Raw genomic sequence first — 16,890 nt, forward strand, 5'->3', positions numbered from 1 at the left:
CTGGGCGTGTCGGTAAAGGGCAACTGAATGGCTACTCATCCGGCTATCGGCTATGTCGATTCCCGCTCGATAAGTTCGAAGCCGATATCAATAATCGTGTCGCTGGGGGTATGCCCTGCAATATGGTCCGCCAGTAACGCGGCCGCCCTACGACCCATTGCTTGTCTGTCGATAGCTATCGTCGTGAGGGAGGGCCGATTGCTGGCGGCAAAATCCAGGTCGCCGAACCCCATCACCGCCAGGTAATGTGGAACGTGCAGACCACGGCTTTCCGCTTCCATGATAGCACCCTGCGCCAGCGTGTCTGAACTGCACAGGATGATGTCGGGAGACATCGTATCCAATAACTGACCGACCCCACGGCGACCCAACGCCAGTGTGGCAGGCAGCGGGGTATCGATACAGTGCATCGGGGTGAGGTGATAACGCCCCAGCGCTTCATATAAACCGGCTTTGCGCCTTGTCGCGCGCGGGTCCGTCGTCCAGATAAGGCCGGGGCGCTGATACCCTTTGCGGTGAATATACTCCCCGATCGCCAACCCGACTTTTTCATGGGAAAACCCGACCAGCATATCCAGTGGTGTTGGCGTGAGGTCCCAGATCTCCACCACCGGAACCGCTGCGTTCAGCAGAGTTTTTTTAAGCGATGGCGAATGATGGATGCCGGTCAGCACAACGCCGTCAGGGCGGCGTGACAGCAGCGTCGCCACCAGCTCTTCTTCTGTTTGCGAGGTATAGCCCGCCACACACAGCAGCATGTGATAACCGCGCTGCGCCAGCTCATCGCTAATGGCCTGAATCGTATCGACAAACATATTGTTGTTGATTTGCGGCACCACAACGGCGATCAACTTACTGCGCCGCGAGGCCAGCCCACCCGCCAGCGCGTTCGGGATATACCCGGTAGCACGCACCGCTTCCTGCACTTTTTCGATGGTGGAGGCACGGACCAGCGCCGGGGTGTTGAGGGCGCGGCTGACCGTCATGGACGAAAGCCCCGCTGCTTTGGCAACGTCATCTAACGTGGGGGCCCGCGTTGCAGCGGCATGTCGCGTTGTTTTTTGGGTGCTCACAATCGGCCTGGCTCTTGGGTTATCGGGTGGTATCTGGGCGTGGATTATTGGTGAAGTCGTGTCTTTTTGCCAGTAGGTCGCAGCAGCACCCGCGGGATAATCGCGCTACCCGGTATGGTGCAGATACGTTGTGCGAATACGTTATGTGGATATCATTGTGCGGATACATTATATGTTTGCGCTATCATTTTTCATCGTGCAATTTCCCAAACATATCCGGATCGTGATCGTCTGTACAAACTGCATTCAATAGGGTGGTGTGATTTCGATATCTTCGCTAGTAATGTTAGCGCAAACATTTTACCTGATGAGGTTCCTATCATGTCGTTAAGCGTGAACTCCGATGCCGTCTCCTATGCCCATGTTAGCGGTGTCAAAACCGCGCAGGAAACCGGCGATCGTATTGTGTGGGCTAAGTTGTCGCTGGCGTTTCTTCCGCTGGCAACACCGGTGAGTGATGCCAAGGTACTGACCGGGCGTCAGAAACCGCTGACTGAAGTGGCGATTATTATTGCGGAGATTCGCTCCCGTGACGGGTTTGAAGGGGTGGGTTTCAGCTACTCCAAGCGCGCTGGCGGGCAGGGCATTTACGCTCATGCGAAGGAGATTGCCGATAATCTGCTCGGGGAAGACCCGAATGATATCGACAAAATCTACAGCAAACTGTTGTGGGCTGGCGCGTCGGTGGGGCGAAGCGGCATGGCGGTGCAGGCTATTTCACCTATCGATATCGCGCTGTGGGACATGAAAGCCAAACGCGCCGGGTTGCCGCTGGCCAAATTACTGGGCGCACATCGGGACTCTGTTCAGTGCTACAACACCTCCGGGGGGTTCTTGCATACGCCGCTGGATCAGGTGTTGAAAAATGTGGCGTTCTCTCGGGAAAGCGGCATTGGCGGCATCAAGCTAAAAGTCGGGCAACCCAACACTGCCGAGGATATTCGACGTGTGAGCGCGGTTCGCGAAGCGCTGGGCGAGGATTTCCCATTAATGGTGGATGCCAACCAACAGTGGGATCGGGAAACGGCGATCCGGATGGGACGTAAGCTGGAGGCTTTCAATCTGGTCTGGATTGAAGAGCCGTTGGATGCCTACGACGTGGAAGGGCACGCGCAGTTGGCTGCGGCACTGGATACGCCCATTGCTACCGGGGAAATGCTCACCAGCTTGCGGGAACATGAACAGTTAATCCTGGGCAATGCCAGCGACGTTGTACAGCCAGATGCGCCGCGTGTGGGCGGAATCTCTCCGTTTCTGAAGATTATGGATCTGGCTGCCAGACACGGGCGTACACTGGCACCGCATTTTGCGATGGAGGTGCATTTGCATCTGGCGGCGGCCTATCCGCTGGAGCCCTGGCTGGAACACTTTGAATGGCTTAACCCGTTGTTTAATGAACAGCTCGAGTTGCGCGACGGGCGCATGTGGGTATCGGACCGTCATGGACTGGGCTTCACGCTGAGTGAACAGGCTCGCCGCTGGACCCAGCTCAGCCATGAGTGTGGTACATACAACGGGTAGCCTGCGGTTCAGGTAATAGAGGATAACGTTCATCGCTACGAACCGTCGCTGCAAACCGTCACGACAAATAACAGTGCACTAATCTTGCAGCGACAAATCCGCCCCATGCTTTCTCTGCTCAATACGGCTGAGAGACCTGTTGACTTCAAGTACGAGTGTGTCGGGTTTGCCTGAATCCGTTCGCCGCGTTTTGCCGTTCCCCCGAATCACGAATGTGAGCACGATCGTGGAGGGCGCACATGTCCCCTTATTTGAATTATTGCGAGTGTTGTTTTTATTTATGAGAAATCATTTTTTATAAAATCATTTTGATTAAAAATGATTTAAATATTGAATGATTTCATAAAAATAGCTGATGTGGTGAATGCTATTGTTAACGTAATAACCCTTCGAGATGCGCTTTTTTTACGGTTTTTTATCCATTTCTTTAAGATATTTCCAATTGACTCTTTAAAAAAAATTTATCTGATATATTATGCCCGCTCGGAAAAGAAACAGTCATAAAATCTAATGGATTAGGATTAAAAAGTGTCTAGTCATCAGATAAAAATTTCCTATGGGAATGACTTATTTGTTATTAAATTGATGGATTTCCTATCAATCAATTTAACATTGATAGTCAGCGCCCGGCTATTTTTAATGGGCGATTTCGATGATGTCATTATGATTAGCCTGCTATTTTCTACCTCCTTTTTACTGATCGGTGAATATATCGGGTTATATCACCACCGGGTTAAAAGCATGCAATTGCGTGGGCAGCAAAAGTTGTGGGGCTGCGCATTATTATCCGTTACATTTGTTGAGACGGTCAGAGGATATGCCGGTACGTTGTACTCGCTAGGCTTGCTACATCATCTCGATAACATCTATTTTTCTGCAACCTTATACTGGTACACCTTGTCATTATTGGTACTTTATCTTGTACGTTTAATGACGGTGAAATATACGGCTAAAAAACGGATCAGAGTGGCGATTGTCGGGTTAACACCGGGCGGATTAGCCGCGGAAAAAGCATTGCGGAAAGAATATGCCAATATGCAGTTAGAATTGGCCTTCTATGACGACCGTAGCCCTGCCCGGTTTGGGTACCTGATAAAAAGTGAGTATAAAGGTAACGTGAGTGTACTGGTGGAAGAAGCGAAAGCAGGCCGGGTGGATGAGATTTATATTGCCTTGCCGATGATTGCACTCAAACGCATTCGTTATTTCCTGTCCATGATGTCTGACACTACCGTCGATACTTACATTATTCCCGATCTTTATTCCTACAGCTCTTATGTATCACAGCTTCGCTCTATCAATAACATTCAGACCATCAGTATTTTCAAGTCGCCTTTTGATGGTATCGGCTCGGTGATTAAACGGCTGGAGGATTTAGTTATCGGTGGCGTGATTACGCTGATGATTTCCCCATTGCTGTTACTGATTGCTATCGGCATTAAGTTGACGTCACCGGGGCCGGTGTTATTCAAGCAGGATCGTTACGGTTTGAGCGGCAACAAAATCAAAGTGTGGAAATTCCGTTCGATGCATGTGATGGAAAATAGCGATGTCGTCAAACAAGCGACGAAGAACGATCCCCGTGTGACGCGGTTTGGTGCTTTCCTGCGCCGCACCTCGCTGGATGAACTGCCCCAGTTTTTCAATGTATTACAAGGCACTATGTCCATTGTTGGCCCTCGTCCACACGCGGTGGTACACAATGAACAGTACCGGCAGTTGGTCGAAAATTACATGATTCGCCATAAGGTGAAACCGGGCATCTCAGGATTAGCGCAGGTGAATGGTTATCGTGGTGAAGTCGATACGCTCGATAAAATGGAAAAGCGGGTGTACTACGATATTACCTATATTCAAAGCTGGTCTCTTTGGCTGGATCTCAAGATTATTTTTAGAACCATTTTCAAAGGTTTTGTCGGTGAAAATGCGTACTAATCTGATCATTGCCGCAGGGATGATCGTACCGCATTGCTCCTGGGCAGAGCTGACACCCAAATCGCATATCGGTATGGCCGGTATTGATTTTCAGAGTCAGCTTGGTCTGGATTATGGTCATGAGAATAACGTGACCTCCCAGGCGGATGCGAAAGATGCCCTGAATGCAGATTTTCAGAGTATCAGACCTACGATTAAAGCCATCGGTGCCCGTTATGACGATAATTATGTCTTGATGTATTCCGGTGATTATCGTCGCTACGACACCGACCCGGCGGATAATTATACCGACCACACCTTTCGTTTTAATGGTGCCTGGCGCTATGGCAATAAACACGGACTCGCGCTGAGCCTTGAGGATTCACTGGGGCATGAAAAACGAGGACGTGGCATTACAGAAGGTTTTCGACCACAACAGTTCAGCAACTTTGGGGTGAATTCACCGTTGAGCACGACGGTTTTCAACAGTGAATTACGTTACAGCTATGGTACGCCGGGGGGGCGAGGTAAAGCGGATGTCGCCGTGCTGTTTAAAACACTGCGCTTAGGCAATACCGACGAGATTAAAAACACAGATATCGATTTTTATAACTATATTCGTGGACAAGAGTGGCATGAAAACCGTCTGATCGCCGAATTGTCAGATCACTACTCTACGACGACGCTCCTTAGCTACCGTGTTATTAGTAGTCAGCGCCGTTATGAGGTCGATGCGAAAAAAGACACCAGCGAATATAACCTGGAATACGGTGTGACATCGCGTATGACAGGGAAAACCCGGATCAATGCCAACCTGTCCTGGTTATATAAAACCTTTGATAACAACCCGAATGCCAGTGATTTTCGCGGTGTGAACTGGGATATTCAGGCTGAATGGACGCCACGTAAACAGTCTGTTTTTACCGTGCATACTGCACAGCGCGTTAAAGATCCGACGGAGGTGGGCGGTTATATCACGGAGTCTGAATACGGTATCTCTTACCAGCATTATTGGCTGACCGACCGTTTCTCCACCACGTTTGATTATTCCTACCTGATAGACCGCTATCAGCATTATCAGGATGACCGTAACGACGGGAACCGGGTCCTCACCTTCGCGATGAACTATCGCTTCAGACCCTCTATTAACGTTGAGCTCAAATATCAACGCAATACGTTACGCTCCAATAAAAATACTGATTCTTTCTTTATTGGCCCTGACGGTAATCGCCAGGTTATCAGAACGTTGGGCCACGATAACTCGCTGATTATGTTAACAACGAAGGTACAGATCTAACGTGAGAATAATAAAACTGGGTATTTTTCTGTGCCTGAGCATGCTGCTGGCCGGATGTTCGTTGTCCAGCCCACAACAACAGGAACAACCCGACGACGAGGAGAGTGGTTACCTGTTAGATGAAGGCGATGCGGTCAACATTCTGGTGTACGGTGAGCCTGAAATGACGATGAAGTTCATGCTGGATAAAAGCGGTGCGATTACCTTTCCCTATATCGGGCCACTGGTGTTGAAAGGGAAAACGCCGGGGCAGGTGAGTGATGAGCTAACCAAACGTCTGCGTGGTGACTATCTGCAAAATCCCATGGTGACGGTCAGCGTCGCGGAATTCCGTAAATTTTATATCACTGGCGAGGTTGTGAAGCCGAACGGCTATACCTACGAGCCAGGGTTGAACGTGGAAAAAGCGCTGGCGCTGGCGGGAGGATTTACCGATCGCGCAGACCGTAAAGACCTTGCCATTCGCCTGTCGAAGAGTCATCAACTGATTGAGCATGTTGATATCAGGCACGTCGTTCATCCGGGCGATACCGTGATTGTCGGTATGAGTTTTTTCTGACCATGAGTTTATCCATCGTGGAGAATGGCAGAAAACTGGAAAGTACCGTCGATTTTTCCAGGTTCGCCCAGGCGCTGAAAAAGAACGGCTGGAAGATAGTCCTTGCCGGGCTGCTTGCCGGGGTGGTGGCGTACCCGCTGATTAGCATGCTGACGCCCACTTATGTGTCGACGGCTACCGTACTGATCAAAGCGCAGCAAGATAACATTTCTCCGCTACCGCAAGTCGATGGCTATGACTCCACCCGCAGCGGTTATTACGAAACCCAGTATGCGTTGATGCAGTCGCGCATTGTGCTGGAACAAGCGGTGCGGGACGTGAAATTGCATCACAACCCTGCGTTTAACGGTGAAGCGAATCACGGCGGGACGAGTAACGGGGCCGATAGCCATAACGATGAACAGCAACGTGTTGATCGTGCATTGAAAGAGATGGTGCAACACCTGACGATTAATGGCGTTCGTACCACGCATCTCGCCACCATCTCATACGAATCGGCGTCGCCAGCGCTGGCGGCGGATATTGCGAACGGCGTGGCGCAAGCCTTCATTAGCTATACGGCGAAACAGAAACACCTCAAGACGCTGAAGGCCAGTGCATTAAACCAAAAACAGATGGAAGAGGTGTGGCAGCAGGTTGTCGCGCAACAGGCTGCTATCGATCAATTCCTCAAACGGGAAGGGTTGCTCACGTTCCGTGGTGTGGATGGCTTTGAAACGGAACAATTAGGGCTCGTCACCACCAAGCTGGCGGATGCCACCCAGCGCCGCATCACCGCGGAAACCAACTATAACAGTGTGCGACTGAACGCGGGCAAGCCACTGGAAAACATCATTTCGCTGCCTGACATTTCTACTCATGCCCAGATTCAGGATTTGCGTATCGCGCTGATTCAGGCCAAACGTTCTCTCTATGATTTGCGTAAACGCTATGGGGCGAAGCATACCCGAATTCTGGAGGCGGAAGCCCAGGTGCAGGCCATTGAAGAACAGACCCGCACCGTATTGCTGGAGCTGGAATCGGGGCTGAATAAGCAGTATCAGGCGGCGTTGAGGGATGAAAAATACTACCAGCAGTTGCTGGAGCAACAGAAAACCGCGTTCCAGACACTGGCGTCTAAACGTGATGAGTACAACAACCTGACAACGACGCTGGAGAAAACCAAAGAGCTTTATAAAGCACTCTACCAGCGTACAAAAGAGCAGACGCTGGCTGGCAGCTATGTCGAGCCCGACGCCGTGTTGTATGACCCGGCGGTAGCGGCCGATCGCCCGTCGAAACCCAACAAAGCGATGCTGCTGGTAATGGTGGTCATGCTGACCCTGGCTTTCTCGGTGGTGTATTTCATCGTCAGAACGGCGCTGGACAGTTCAATCCACACTCTCAGCCAGATGAGCAAGCGCCTGAACGTGACGCCTATAGGTGAAATTCGTCATTTTACCCAGGGGTTGGCAAGGCAGCAGATTGTCCGCCTGATTACGGGGTCGCCGCTGTATGTGGAGAGCATCCACAGCATACGAACCCACATTATGTTATCGCATCCTTCCTGTCAGGCCATTGCCATCAGCTCAACCGAGCAGGGTGAGGGGCGCTCGCTGCTGGCGCATTTGCTGGCGTTATCCTTTAGCGCTGATCAAAAGACGCTGCTTATCGATCTCGATTTCTTTAACGACCATGGTCTCACGCAGGATTTTGCGCCGCCTTCCGCTATAGGCATGGCGGAGTTACTTCAGGATCAATGCAATATCGATGATGCACTGGTACCTGTCAGTCAGCATCTGGCTTTTTTGCCGCGCGGTCGTGCACAGACATCGTCTTTGCTGATGTTGTCGTCCGAACGCATGGTAACGCTGATGGAAGCATTGAGAAGCCGTTATCAACGGATTGTTATTGACGTAGCCGCCGTGAATCAAACACAGGATATTCAGGTGATCAACCGGGTGATTGACGGGGTGGTGTTTGTGGTAAGGGCCGGGACGTGGCGGACCGGCGAGGTGCACAGCGCGATTGAGAGCGTAAGGCATCATCAGACGGTGATGATGGGGGCGGTGATGAATCGGGTGACGGATAAAAACCTGGAAACCAAAGAGGGCATACGTTCCCTGAACCACCATATGAATGCGTTGATCAACAACACCGGTCCTCTATGAGTCTACGGATATGAATTTACTGAAAAGTGTGTCTACCATTGCGGGTTCCTCGGTGCTGTCACAAGTGATTGGCGCGTTGTCCATCTGGCTGATTTCACACAAATACAATATGGCCGAGGTGGGAGCCTATGCGCTCAATTACAGTATCGTGCTGGTCGGGGCGCAGGTCTGTACCTTTGCATCGCAGCTGTTGATCCCCAAACAGCCGGACGACGCGCTTGCGCAGAGTGTGGTATTCAGCACGCTGCAAAGTCTTATCGTTGCCGTGCCTTACGCGGTCTTGACCGCCTGGCTGTTTCAGCAAAATGGATACTTTCTTTATCTGCTTACGCTTGCCTATGCGTTAGTGCTGATTGCCGAGAATTTATCACTGCGGGTGGGGAATTATCGTTTTCTGGCTTTTCAGCGGCTCTCGGTGTCAACGGTCGTGGTACTGTCGGTTGTGCTCACCTCGCACCCTGCCGCGTTTTATTGGGCCTGGGCCTGTGCCATGCTGGTGCTTATCAGCGGCTGTATTGTGCACTCGTTCGCCATCCATACCATTACCTTCGGGCATTTTAGCCCGCGGCGTAATCTGGCGTTCTTGCTTGAGCATGCGCATCACCTCACCCGTGTGGGGAGCGCGGAAGTGCTGGCGATGGTTAACAGTAATTTGCCCATCATGCTGATTAACTTTTGGTTTTCCTCATTAACGGCGGGGTATTTCTCGGTAGTCAGTCGGTTTTGTTTATCGCCGGTGGTGATCATCGGTAATGCGGTACGCCATTCTATTTTTTCATCATGGTCTGCTGATTTTAGGCATAAACGCTTTAACTATGATGAATTCAGAAAGGTGCGCCTGATGTTATTGGTATCAGGCATCGTCTGTACATTGGGTGTGTTTATTTTTTACCCATTGGTGATGACGACGTTCTTCAGTGAGGAGTGGATTGATTCTATTCCCACGTCTCGCTATATGTTGCCGTATTTATTCCCATCGCTGGCGGTATGCCCGTTGACGGTGATTGAGTTGCTATTTGGTTCTCATCGTTATTTTCTGCGCATTCAACTTGAACAGTTAATGATTGTTTTCATCGCTTTTGTGCTGGTGCCTTATTGTTATCCGCACTATGCCACTTCGCTGATCATCTTTTCAGTGCTGACGTTGATACGCTATGCGTTTATTTACCTGAAGGTGAATAAACGCGCCGGTTTGTTGAAGAAAACGATGATGGCATCATGACCCTAAATACCGGGCTCTATTTACAGGGTTATGTTGTCATCACATTAGTTGTCTGTGGGTTGACGCAATATTTCACCGGTGTGCTGGCGGTGCTCTGGTTGCCCTTTTTTTTGGTATTGATCATGGTAGGGCTGCTCATTATGCAGACCCGTTACGATATGCGACGGTTAGACACGCAGGAGTTAATCGTCCTGACGTTATACCTCTCTTTTCTGGCTATGGCGGGGGTATCGACGCTATTACAGGGGGGCGTCACGGTCACTATAGTCGGCTTTAAAAACGAGATTGCACTATCGCTTCTCATGTTTTGCCTGCTGCTGGGTTTTTGCCGGGAGTCACAAATTTATCGCGTGACCTGCTGTTTGTACTGGGTGTTTTACGCGCAATTCCCGGTGGTGGTTTATCAGGTGTTATTTGTTCTGCCAAAGCGGGTTGCCTTGCGTGGTGAGGATGAAAAATGGGACTCGGTAGTCGGTACGTTTGGCGGCGACCCGATGGGCGGGGGCAATACCGCCGCGATGGGGTTATTCTGCATGCTGATTATGCTGCTAAAAATATCAGAATTTAAACACGGTCTGACGTCATTTAAATCCACCGCACTACACATTATTTTAGGGTTCACCCTGTGTATTCTGGGCGAGGTAAAGTTCGTTATTCTGATCTCGCCATTATTACTGGCTTATGTCTGGCTGATGCCCAGTTACATTAAAGGGATGAACAGCGTTAATCTGAAAGCACTTTTACTGATTGCTATTGGTATGGCATTACTGATTACCATCGCGATTACTATTTTAGCCGCAGGGTATTCTTCTGCGTTTGGGAGTGACCCGACGAAAAGTGCTGCCAGCGTATTTGTGGACTCTCTGGGGTATATCTTTGACACCGATTATATTATGGAGTCTGGGGAGCTTGGACGCTTAACGACGATTTTTTTCTGGCTGAAGAATCACGATATGTGGGGGCCTTCCGGTACACTGTTTGGTTATGGGTTAAATGCAACCAATAGCGGCAGCGCCGTTTCTCCTGGCTTTTTGAATATCATCTATAACCTGATTATTGACTCAACCTCATTAAGCGTCTTGCTGTGGGAAGTGGGGATAATAGGAACACTGTTTTTTATTGGGCTCGTTATTTATATTTTAATCATGGCACGGCCAACGCCAGTACTGGCGCGTAATGACCTTGACCGGCAGGACGTGCAGTTGCTGAGCTTCTCTCCGGCATTTAATGTTTTTGCGGTGGGGTGCCTGCTGAGTCTGCCTTACAGCCAGATTCTTATGATTATTCCAATGCTGCAATTTCTGTTTTATTTGTCACTGGGTTCAATCCTGGTGATACGTCATTCTGTCCGTCGTTATTCTGGGAAATCGTATGCGTGATCAACCTTTTATTTCAGTCAGTATTAAAACATTCAATGAGGCGCAAGGGATTGAGAAAACGATAGACAGTATTCGTCGCCAGCTCGCCGATTATCCTCATAAAATCATTGTGGCCGATAGCTTATCAACCGATAACACCCAGCAACTCGCCATCGCGAAAGATGTCACCGTGGTGTCGCTGACCGAGTCGTCTGAACGTTGTTGTGGCGTGGGGCATCAGCTTGGTTATCTGCACAGCGAAGGGGACTTTCTGCTGCTGATGGACGGCGATATGGAGCTGGAAGAGGGGTTTATTGAGCAGGGCATCGCATTTTTAACCGCCCATCCAGACTACGCCGGTGTGGCCGGAACGGTAGGAATGGATGGTGCCGCCAATTATGAGTTTGCCTCGCGCAAACAGCGCATTCATAAAATATATCCGCTCGGTGACTGTGGTCATTTAGGGGGCGGTGGTCTGTATCGCCGCTCGGCAATTGAGAAAATAGGTTATCTCACTCACCGTGGTTTGCATGGTTATGAGGAAGCAGAATTAGGGATGCGGCTGCGCGTTGCCAACTATAAATTGCATCGTCTCAATGTGCCTTATTTCCGCCACACCTCTTACACCATGCCGACATTAACGATGCTGCGATATCGTTGGACGCACGGCTTTCTCTGGGCGCCGGGCGAGCTGTTACGCAGCGCCTGGAAGACAGCACATTTCCCCCACGCGGTCAGCATAGTCAAAAACGAGGCGATTTTTGCGGTGTATCTGGCAGCGTTATTACTGAGCGTATTAACGCTTAATGCGGCGGTCATAGGTGTAATGCTGCTGCCATTACTGGCCTTTGTGGCATTAAAAACGATACAGAACCGCTCGTTACTGCAGGGATTACACAGTGTGATGAATCTGGCGGTATTTTCTGCCGGTTTAGTCAAAGGGTTAACCAGACCGCTACGCGACCCGATGACGCCGCCAGAGAATACGGTTATTCATGAATAGGCAGGGATAATGAAAGTCTTACTAGTCAATAAATTTTTCTATATCAAGGGCGGGGCGGAAACGGTTTATTTTCAGGAGTATGACAGGCTGAAAGCCGCAGGCGTTGAGGTGATGACCTTCTCCATGCTGCATGAAAATAACTTCCCGTCAGATTACGCCGCTTATTTTGTTGATAACGTCGATTACCATCAGCGTAGTGGTGTTGTGGGGGCAATAAAGACCGCCGTTAACTTTATTCATAATTCGCAAGCCTGCAAAAAATTGCGGGCGTTATTACATCAAGAAAAGCCGGATATTGTTCACTTTCATAATATCTACCACCAGCTCACGCCATCGTTGATCTCGGTGGCACGGGAGTGCGGCTGCAAAACCGTGCTGACGGCGCATGACTATAAGATGATATGCCCATCGTACACCATGTTGCGCGATGGCAACGTCTGTGATGCCTGTGTCACCGGTTCGGTATTTAATGCGTTTAAATATCGCTGTCAGCAAGGGTCGGCATCAAAGAGTTTGCTGCTTTCACTGGAAGCTGGCTGGCAGGCCATTGCCCGCCATTATCAGCAACTGGATGCGATTATTTCACCCAGTGAGTTTTTGCGCGGCCAGTTGCTCCGCAAGCTGCCACACTCGCGTATTGATGTCATCGTCAATGGTATTAATGATGACTTACCGCTGGACGCTGATGAAGACGACGGCTATTTCCTGTTTATTGGACGGCTGAGCCGGGAAAAAGGCGTGGCAACGCTCGCGCGGGCGCATCAGCGGATGAAAAATAACATGCCGCTAAAAATTGTCGGTAACGGCCCGTTGTATGACGAGCTGGTCGCGCAATTCCCGGATGCGGAATTCCTTGGCTATAAACAGCAAGGGGAAGAGCTTAATCGTCTGATCAAACGGGCGCGCGCGGTGGTGGTGCCGTCTGAATATTACGAAAACTGTTCCATGTCGGTACTGGAGTCGATGGCATTTGCCAAACCGGTCGTCGGTGGCCGCATTGGCGGTATACCCGAGCAGATTCGCGATAAGGTCGATGGCATTTTATTTGAGCCGGGTAATGTTCAGGCGTTAGCCGAAATATTGGATTATCTGGCGTTAAATCCACAGCAAGCTAAAGAAATGGGGCGTAATGCCCGTCAGCGCCTTAGCGAAAAATATTCATTAAATAAACACACAGCAGCGTTATTAGCACTTTATCAGGAAATAATAAGTAAAAAATAATATGACAACTAAGATTACCGTCCTGGGTACACGTGGTATTCCCAACGTGTTAGGCGGTGTGGAAACACATTGTCAAAATTTATACCCGACTATAAAACAGCAATTTGATGTGGATATTTGCGTGCTCGCACGATCCCCCTATGTTAATTATAAGCAATCACATTATCGAGGTATTAAAACACGTGCGTTATTAGCACCCAAGAAACGCGCATTAGAAGCCATTATTCACTCGGTACTGGCGGCGTTTACCACCTGTTTTGATCACTCTACGGTGGTACATGTGCATGCCATTGGTCCTGGTCTGGTGGTACCGCTGCTGCGTTTATTGGGTAAAAAAGTGGTCTTCACACACCACGGGCCGGATTATGAACGTCAGAAGTGGGGATTTCTGGCAAAAAAGGTGCTGTTGCTGGGTGAAAAGGTGGCGGTGAAATATGCCAACGAAGTGATTGTTATCTCTGAGGTCATTAATGAACTGATCAAGAGAAAATATGGCCGACACGATGCGCATCTTATTTATAACGGCGTGAACCTTTCGCAGCAACTCACGTCTGAGGTGATTCATCAAACGCTGTCGCGCTTTTCACTTCAGCCACAGCATTATGTGGTCGCGGTTGGGCGCTTCGTGGAAGAAAAAGGCCTGCATGACCTGATAGCGGCTTACCGGCAATCGGGTATTACGATGCCGCTGGTTTTAGTTGGCGATGCGGATCACCCCACGGCCTATAGTGAACGGCTAAAACAATTGGCTCGTGAAACCCCTAATGTCATATTGACCGGGTTTTTAACCGGCCATGAACTACAAACTGTCTTTTCACAGGCTAAACTCTTCGTGATGCCTTCATATCATGAAGGGTTACCGATTGCATTGCTGGAAGCGATGTCGTTCTCATTGCCTGCGGTGGTCAGTAATATTCCAGCTAATCTGGAGGTGAAATTAACACCAGACACCTATTTCAATGTAGGGGATGTGGCAGATTTATCTGAAAAGATTGCACAACGCTCTAAATCGTTCTCTGTTGATTACTCTGAATATTTACAACGGTATAATTGGCAAAAGATTGCGCAACAAACGATGGCCGTTTATACCGCAGTCAATAAATAGATGCACCGAAAATAATTCAGCGTATTAATAAATTAATAGGTTAATAGTGAACGAATCTAATAAACGCCCGTTAGTGCTTGAGCGCTTCTATGAAGCGCTCGATGGAAAAACCGACACCGAACTGACTTCGGAGCAACGCCTGGCCGTTGAACAGGCCGTGTTGTCGATTACTGCATCATCCATGCACTGGCTTGATGTGCGCAAAAGTTTCCCTTTTTTGCACCGGCGTTATTACTTCGTTTTTTTGTTCGGTCTGGACCACCGCAAGCGTCCACGCAAAGAATCAACGCTGTTTTGTATGCTGTTGACGGCACTGATTCTGTTTACCGGTTTGTTCTGTACGTTCGCTGCATTATTGACGCTATATATGATTAAGTCTGCCTTGGGTATCGATATTTTCCCACATTTCCACCTAGGAATTTGGGATTGGTGGCTAAGCCTAAAGGAACACTGACCTCCGGTTTCCACTGCGGTGGAAAAAGGAGTCATCAATGCGTTTTAAAATGATCGTACTGGGAGGGATGTTATTTTCGGTTTTGAGTATCGCTGTCGCATCCATGACGACTGTGACCCTGCGAGGGATAAACGGCCCGCTCACCAACCCGGGTACTGGCGTCGCCAATTTTAACCGGGGAAATGGCACGACCTTATCGCTGGCTGATTACCCTGACACGGGCATTGAATACGACCGCTTTTACTGGAGCGACCTGGAGCCGGTGGAAGGCCGTTATAACTTTCAACTGGTGGACGCGGTTTTTGCACAAGCCCGGCAACACCAGCCAGCAATGGGGGTTGGGCTGCGTTTTATGGCGCTGGATGAACCCGCCAGTGGCTCGAAGATCCCCGACTGGTTGATCCAAAAAGGCATTAAGGGCGAGTGGACGCCGGATAAAAAAACCTTTGTGCCGGACTGGGATGACCCGGTGTTTATCGAATACAGCCAGCGTTTGCTTAACGCTTTTGGCCGCCGTTATGACGGCAATGCGAATCTGGCTTATGTCGACATTGGGTTGGTCGGTTCCTGGGGGGAATGGCATAACAGTAATTTCCCCTCGATTGCGCCGTTGCTGCAACGCTATACCTCGGCCCAGTTAAATAAGTACGTCACACTGTTTTTCAACGCGTTTCCCCAAAGCCCCAAAGTGATGTTAATTAGCGGGGGAGACACGCTGGCCTATGCCGTGAAACAAGGTGCGGGATGGCGCGCAGATTGCTGGGGAGACTGGCATAACTTTTCAACGGGATGGAGCCACATGAAAGACGATTATCCAGCGCGGCTGCAAGCAGCAGAAGTGGCGTATCCCGGTTTTAGTGCTGCGTGGCAACGTGCGCCGGTGAGCCTGGAAATCTGCGGTTATATGTCGGAGTGGTTAAGCGTTCAGTACTATTCACGGGAGCAAGTACAAGCGACGTTTGACTGGGCGCTGGCGCAACATGCCAGTACCATTAACCTGAAATCGCGCGCCGTACCGGCGCAATATCGGGATATTGTGGATAACGCGCTCACCAAATTAGGGTATCGCTTTCGCCTGGCGTCGTTAACTCATGAATCTGAACTGGCAACAGGGCAGAGCCTGATATTAAGCAGCCAATGGTTTAACGATGGCGTAGCGCCGGTTTACCTGAAATATGATTTGGCCTACCGCGTGGTCAATGACGCCAACAGCGTTATGGTCATGGGAAAAACGACGGAAGACCTCCGGACCTGGTTGCCGGGGCAACATAACTGCGTCTACCAGTTGGATATGCCCGAATCATTACCGGCCGGGCAATATAATATTGATGTGGCGATGTTGGATGCCAAAGGTGTGTCGCGAATTAATCTTGCCAATGAAGGTAAGCAGGCCGATGGCTGGTATCGGGTTTCTACTATCATCGTGCGCTAAGCGCGGAATAATAAATAATAGACATTATTATGCTGAAAAATATTAGCCATGTATGGCGAGAAGTGAATACGGCAGGCAGTTTTAAATCTAAACTGGTCATCCTGTTATTTCGTCTTTCAACTATCTGGCAGTCGTCAAATCTGCTGCTGAAAATAGTCAGTCTCCCTTTTGTTATTCTGAACAAGGTAATAAATGAGTGGGTGTTCTGTGTGGAGATCCCACACAGAACCCAAATCGGTTTTGGGCTGAAGATATATCACCCTCACTGCATTGTGCTGAATGCCGACGTTGTTATCGGGGATAACTGCACGTTACGCCAGGGCGTGACCATTGGCAGCGTAGTCAACCGTGATGGTCAGGTGACGAAAAGCCCGGTACTGGGCAATCAGGTAGAACTGGGCGCGAACGCTATTCTGCTGGGCGACATTACCGTGGGTGATAACGTCAAAGTGGGTGCCGGAACGGTGGTCACCAAAAGTCTGGCGGAAAACAAAGTAGTCGTCGGGTATGGGGTTAGGGAGTTGAATTGAGTTTATGCATAGATTGCTGTGTGGAGTCTATGGGCAACTAGTTGAAACAGC

At 49.7% G+C, this 16,890-nt stretch carries 14 protein-coding genes; 13 read left to right on the forward strand and 1 reads right to left on the reverse strand.

The genetic code is table 11. The annotated features are described in order from the left end of the window. Positions 1 to 50 precede the first annotated feature (50 nt). Positions 51 to 1,073, reverse strand: coding sequence for a LacI family DNA-binding transcriptional regulator (locus DD586_RS02595; protein ID WP_012883257.1), 1,023 nt, complete (start codon positions 1,071 to 1,073; stop codon positions 51 to 53). 321 nt (positions 1,074 to 1,394) lie between these two features. Between DD586_RS02595 and DD586_RS02600 the strand changes: the two genes are divergently transcribed. From DD586_RS02600 to DD586_RS02660, 13 genes are all read left to right on the forward strand, one after another. Next, positions 1,395 to 2,594 (forward strand): L-talarate/galactarate dehydratase, encoded by a 1,200-nt coding sequence (locus DD586_RS02600; RefSeq protein ID WP_012883258.1) that lies wholly within the window; start codon positions 1,395 to 1,397, stop codon positions 2,592 to 2,594. A gap of 528 nt (positions 2,595 to 3,122) precedes the next feature. Beyond that, positions 3,123 to 4,529 (forward strand): undecaprenyl-phosphate glucose phosphotransferase, encoded by a 1,407-nt coding sequence (locus DD586_RS02605; RefSeq protein ID WP_012883259.1) that lies wholly within the window; start codon positions 3,123 to 3,125, stop codon positions 4,527 to 4,529. Continuing rightward, the gene (locus DD586_RS02610) at positions 4,519 to 5,805 is read left to right on the forward strand and encodes a capsular polysaccharide biosynthesis protein (protein ID WP_012883260.1); all 1,287 of its coding nucleotides are present in this window, start codon (positions 4,519 to 4,521) and stop codon (positions 5,803 to 5,805) included. The genes DD586_RS02605 and DD586_RS02610 overlap by 11 nt, the downstream gene beginning before the upstream one ends. A 1-nt stretch (position 5,806) precedes the next feature. Beyond that, complete coding sequence (locus DD586_RS02615; protein ID WP_012883261.1) at positions 5,807 to 6,364, forward strand: polysaccharide biosynthesis/export family protein; 558 nt, start codon at positions 5,807 to 5,809, stop codon at positions 6,362 to 6,364. Positions 6,365 to 6,366: 2 nt separating this feature from the next. Then, complete coding sequence (locus tag DD586_RS02620; protein WP_012883262.1) at positions 6,367 to 8,514, forward strand: GumC family protein; 2,148 nt, start codon at positions 6,367 to 6,369, stop codon at positions 8,512 to 8,514. 10 nt (positions 8,515 to 8,524) lie between these two features. After that, a complete protein-coding gene (locus DD586_RS02625; protein ID WP_012883263.1) occupies positions 8,525 to 9,736 on the forward strand; it encodes a lipopolysaccharide biosynthesis protein in 1,212 nt (403 codons plus the stop codon). Continuing rightward, a complete protein-coding gene (locus DD586_RS02630; RefSeq protein WP_012883264.1) occupies positions 9,733 to 11,115 on the forward strand; it encodes a hypothetical protein in 1,383 nt (460 codons plus the stop codon). Before DD586_RS02625 ends, DD586_RS02630 begins: the two co-directional genes overlap by 4 nt. Continuing rightward, the gene (locus tag DD586_RS02635; RefSeq protein WP_012883265.1) at positions 11,108 to 12,097 is read left to right on the forward strand and encodes a glycosyltransferase; all 990 of its coding nucleotides are present in this window, start codon (positions 11,108 to 11,110) and stop codon (positions 12,095 to 12,097) included. The genes DD586_RS02630 and DD586_RS02635 overlap by 8 nt, the downstream gene beginning before the upstream one ends. Positions 12,098 to 12,106: 9 nt before the next feature. Further along, on the forward strand, positions 12,107 to 13,318 hold the full coding sequence (locus DD586_RS02640; protein WP_012883266.1) for a glycosyltransferase family 4 protein: 1,212 nt from the start codon (positions 12,107 to 12,109) through the stop codon (positions 13,316 to 13,318). A gap of 1 nt (position 13,319) precedes the next feature. Then, positions 13,320 to 14,423 (forward strand): glycosyltransferase family 4 protein, encoded by a 1,104-nt coding sequence (locus DD586_RS02645; protein ID WP_012883267.1) that lies wholly within the window; start codon positions 13,320 to 13,322, stop codon positions 14,421 to 14,423. 46 nt (positions 14,424 to 14,469) lie between these two features. Beyond that, positions 14,470 to 14,877, forward strand: a complete 408-nt coding sequence (locus DD586_RS02650) for a hypothetical protein (RefSeq protein WP_012883268.1) — start codon at positions 14,470 to 14,472, stop codon at positions 14,875 to 14,877. Positions 14,878 to 14,914: 37 nt separating this feature from the next. Further along, positions 14,915 to 16,309, forward strand: coding sequence for a DUF4832 domain-containing protein (locus DD586_RS02655; protein WP_012883269.1), 1,395 nt, complete (start codon positions 14,915 to 14,917; stop codon positions 16,307 to 16,309). A 29-nt stretch (positions 16,310 to 16,338) separates the two neighbouring features. After that, positions 16,339 to 16,839, forward strand: coding sequence for a serine acetyltransferase (locus DD586_RS02660; RefSeq protein WP_012883270.1), 501 nt, complete (start codon positions 16,339 to 16,341; stop codon positions 16,837 to 16,839). The last annotated feature ends 51 nt before the right edge of the window (positions 16,840 to 16,890 follow it).

This window comes from Dickeya parazeae Ech586 (genome assembly GCF_000025065.1).
GTDB lineage: Bacteria > Pseudomonadota > Gammaproteobacteria > Enterobacterales > Enterobacteriaceae > Dickeya > Dickeya zeae.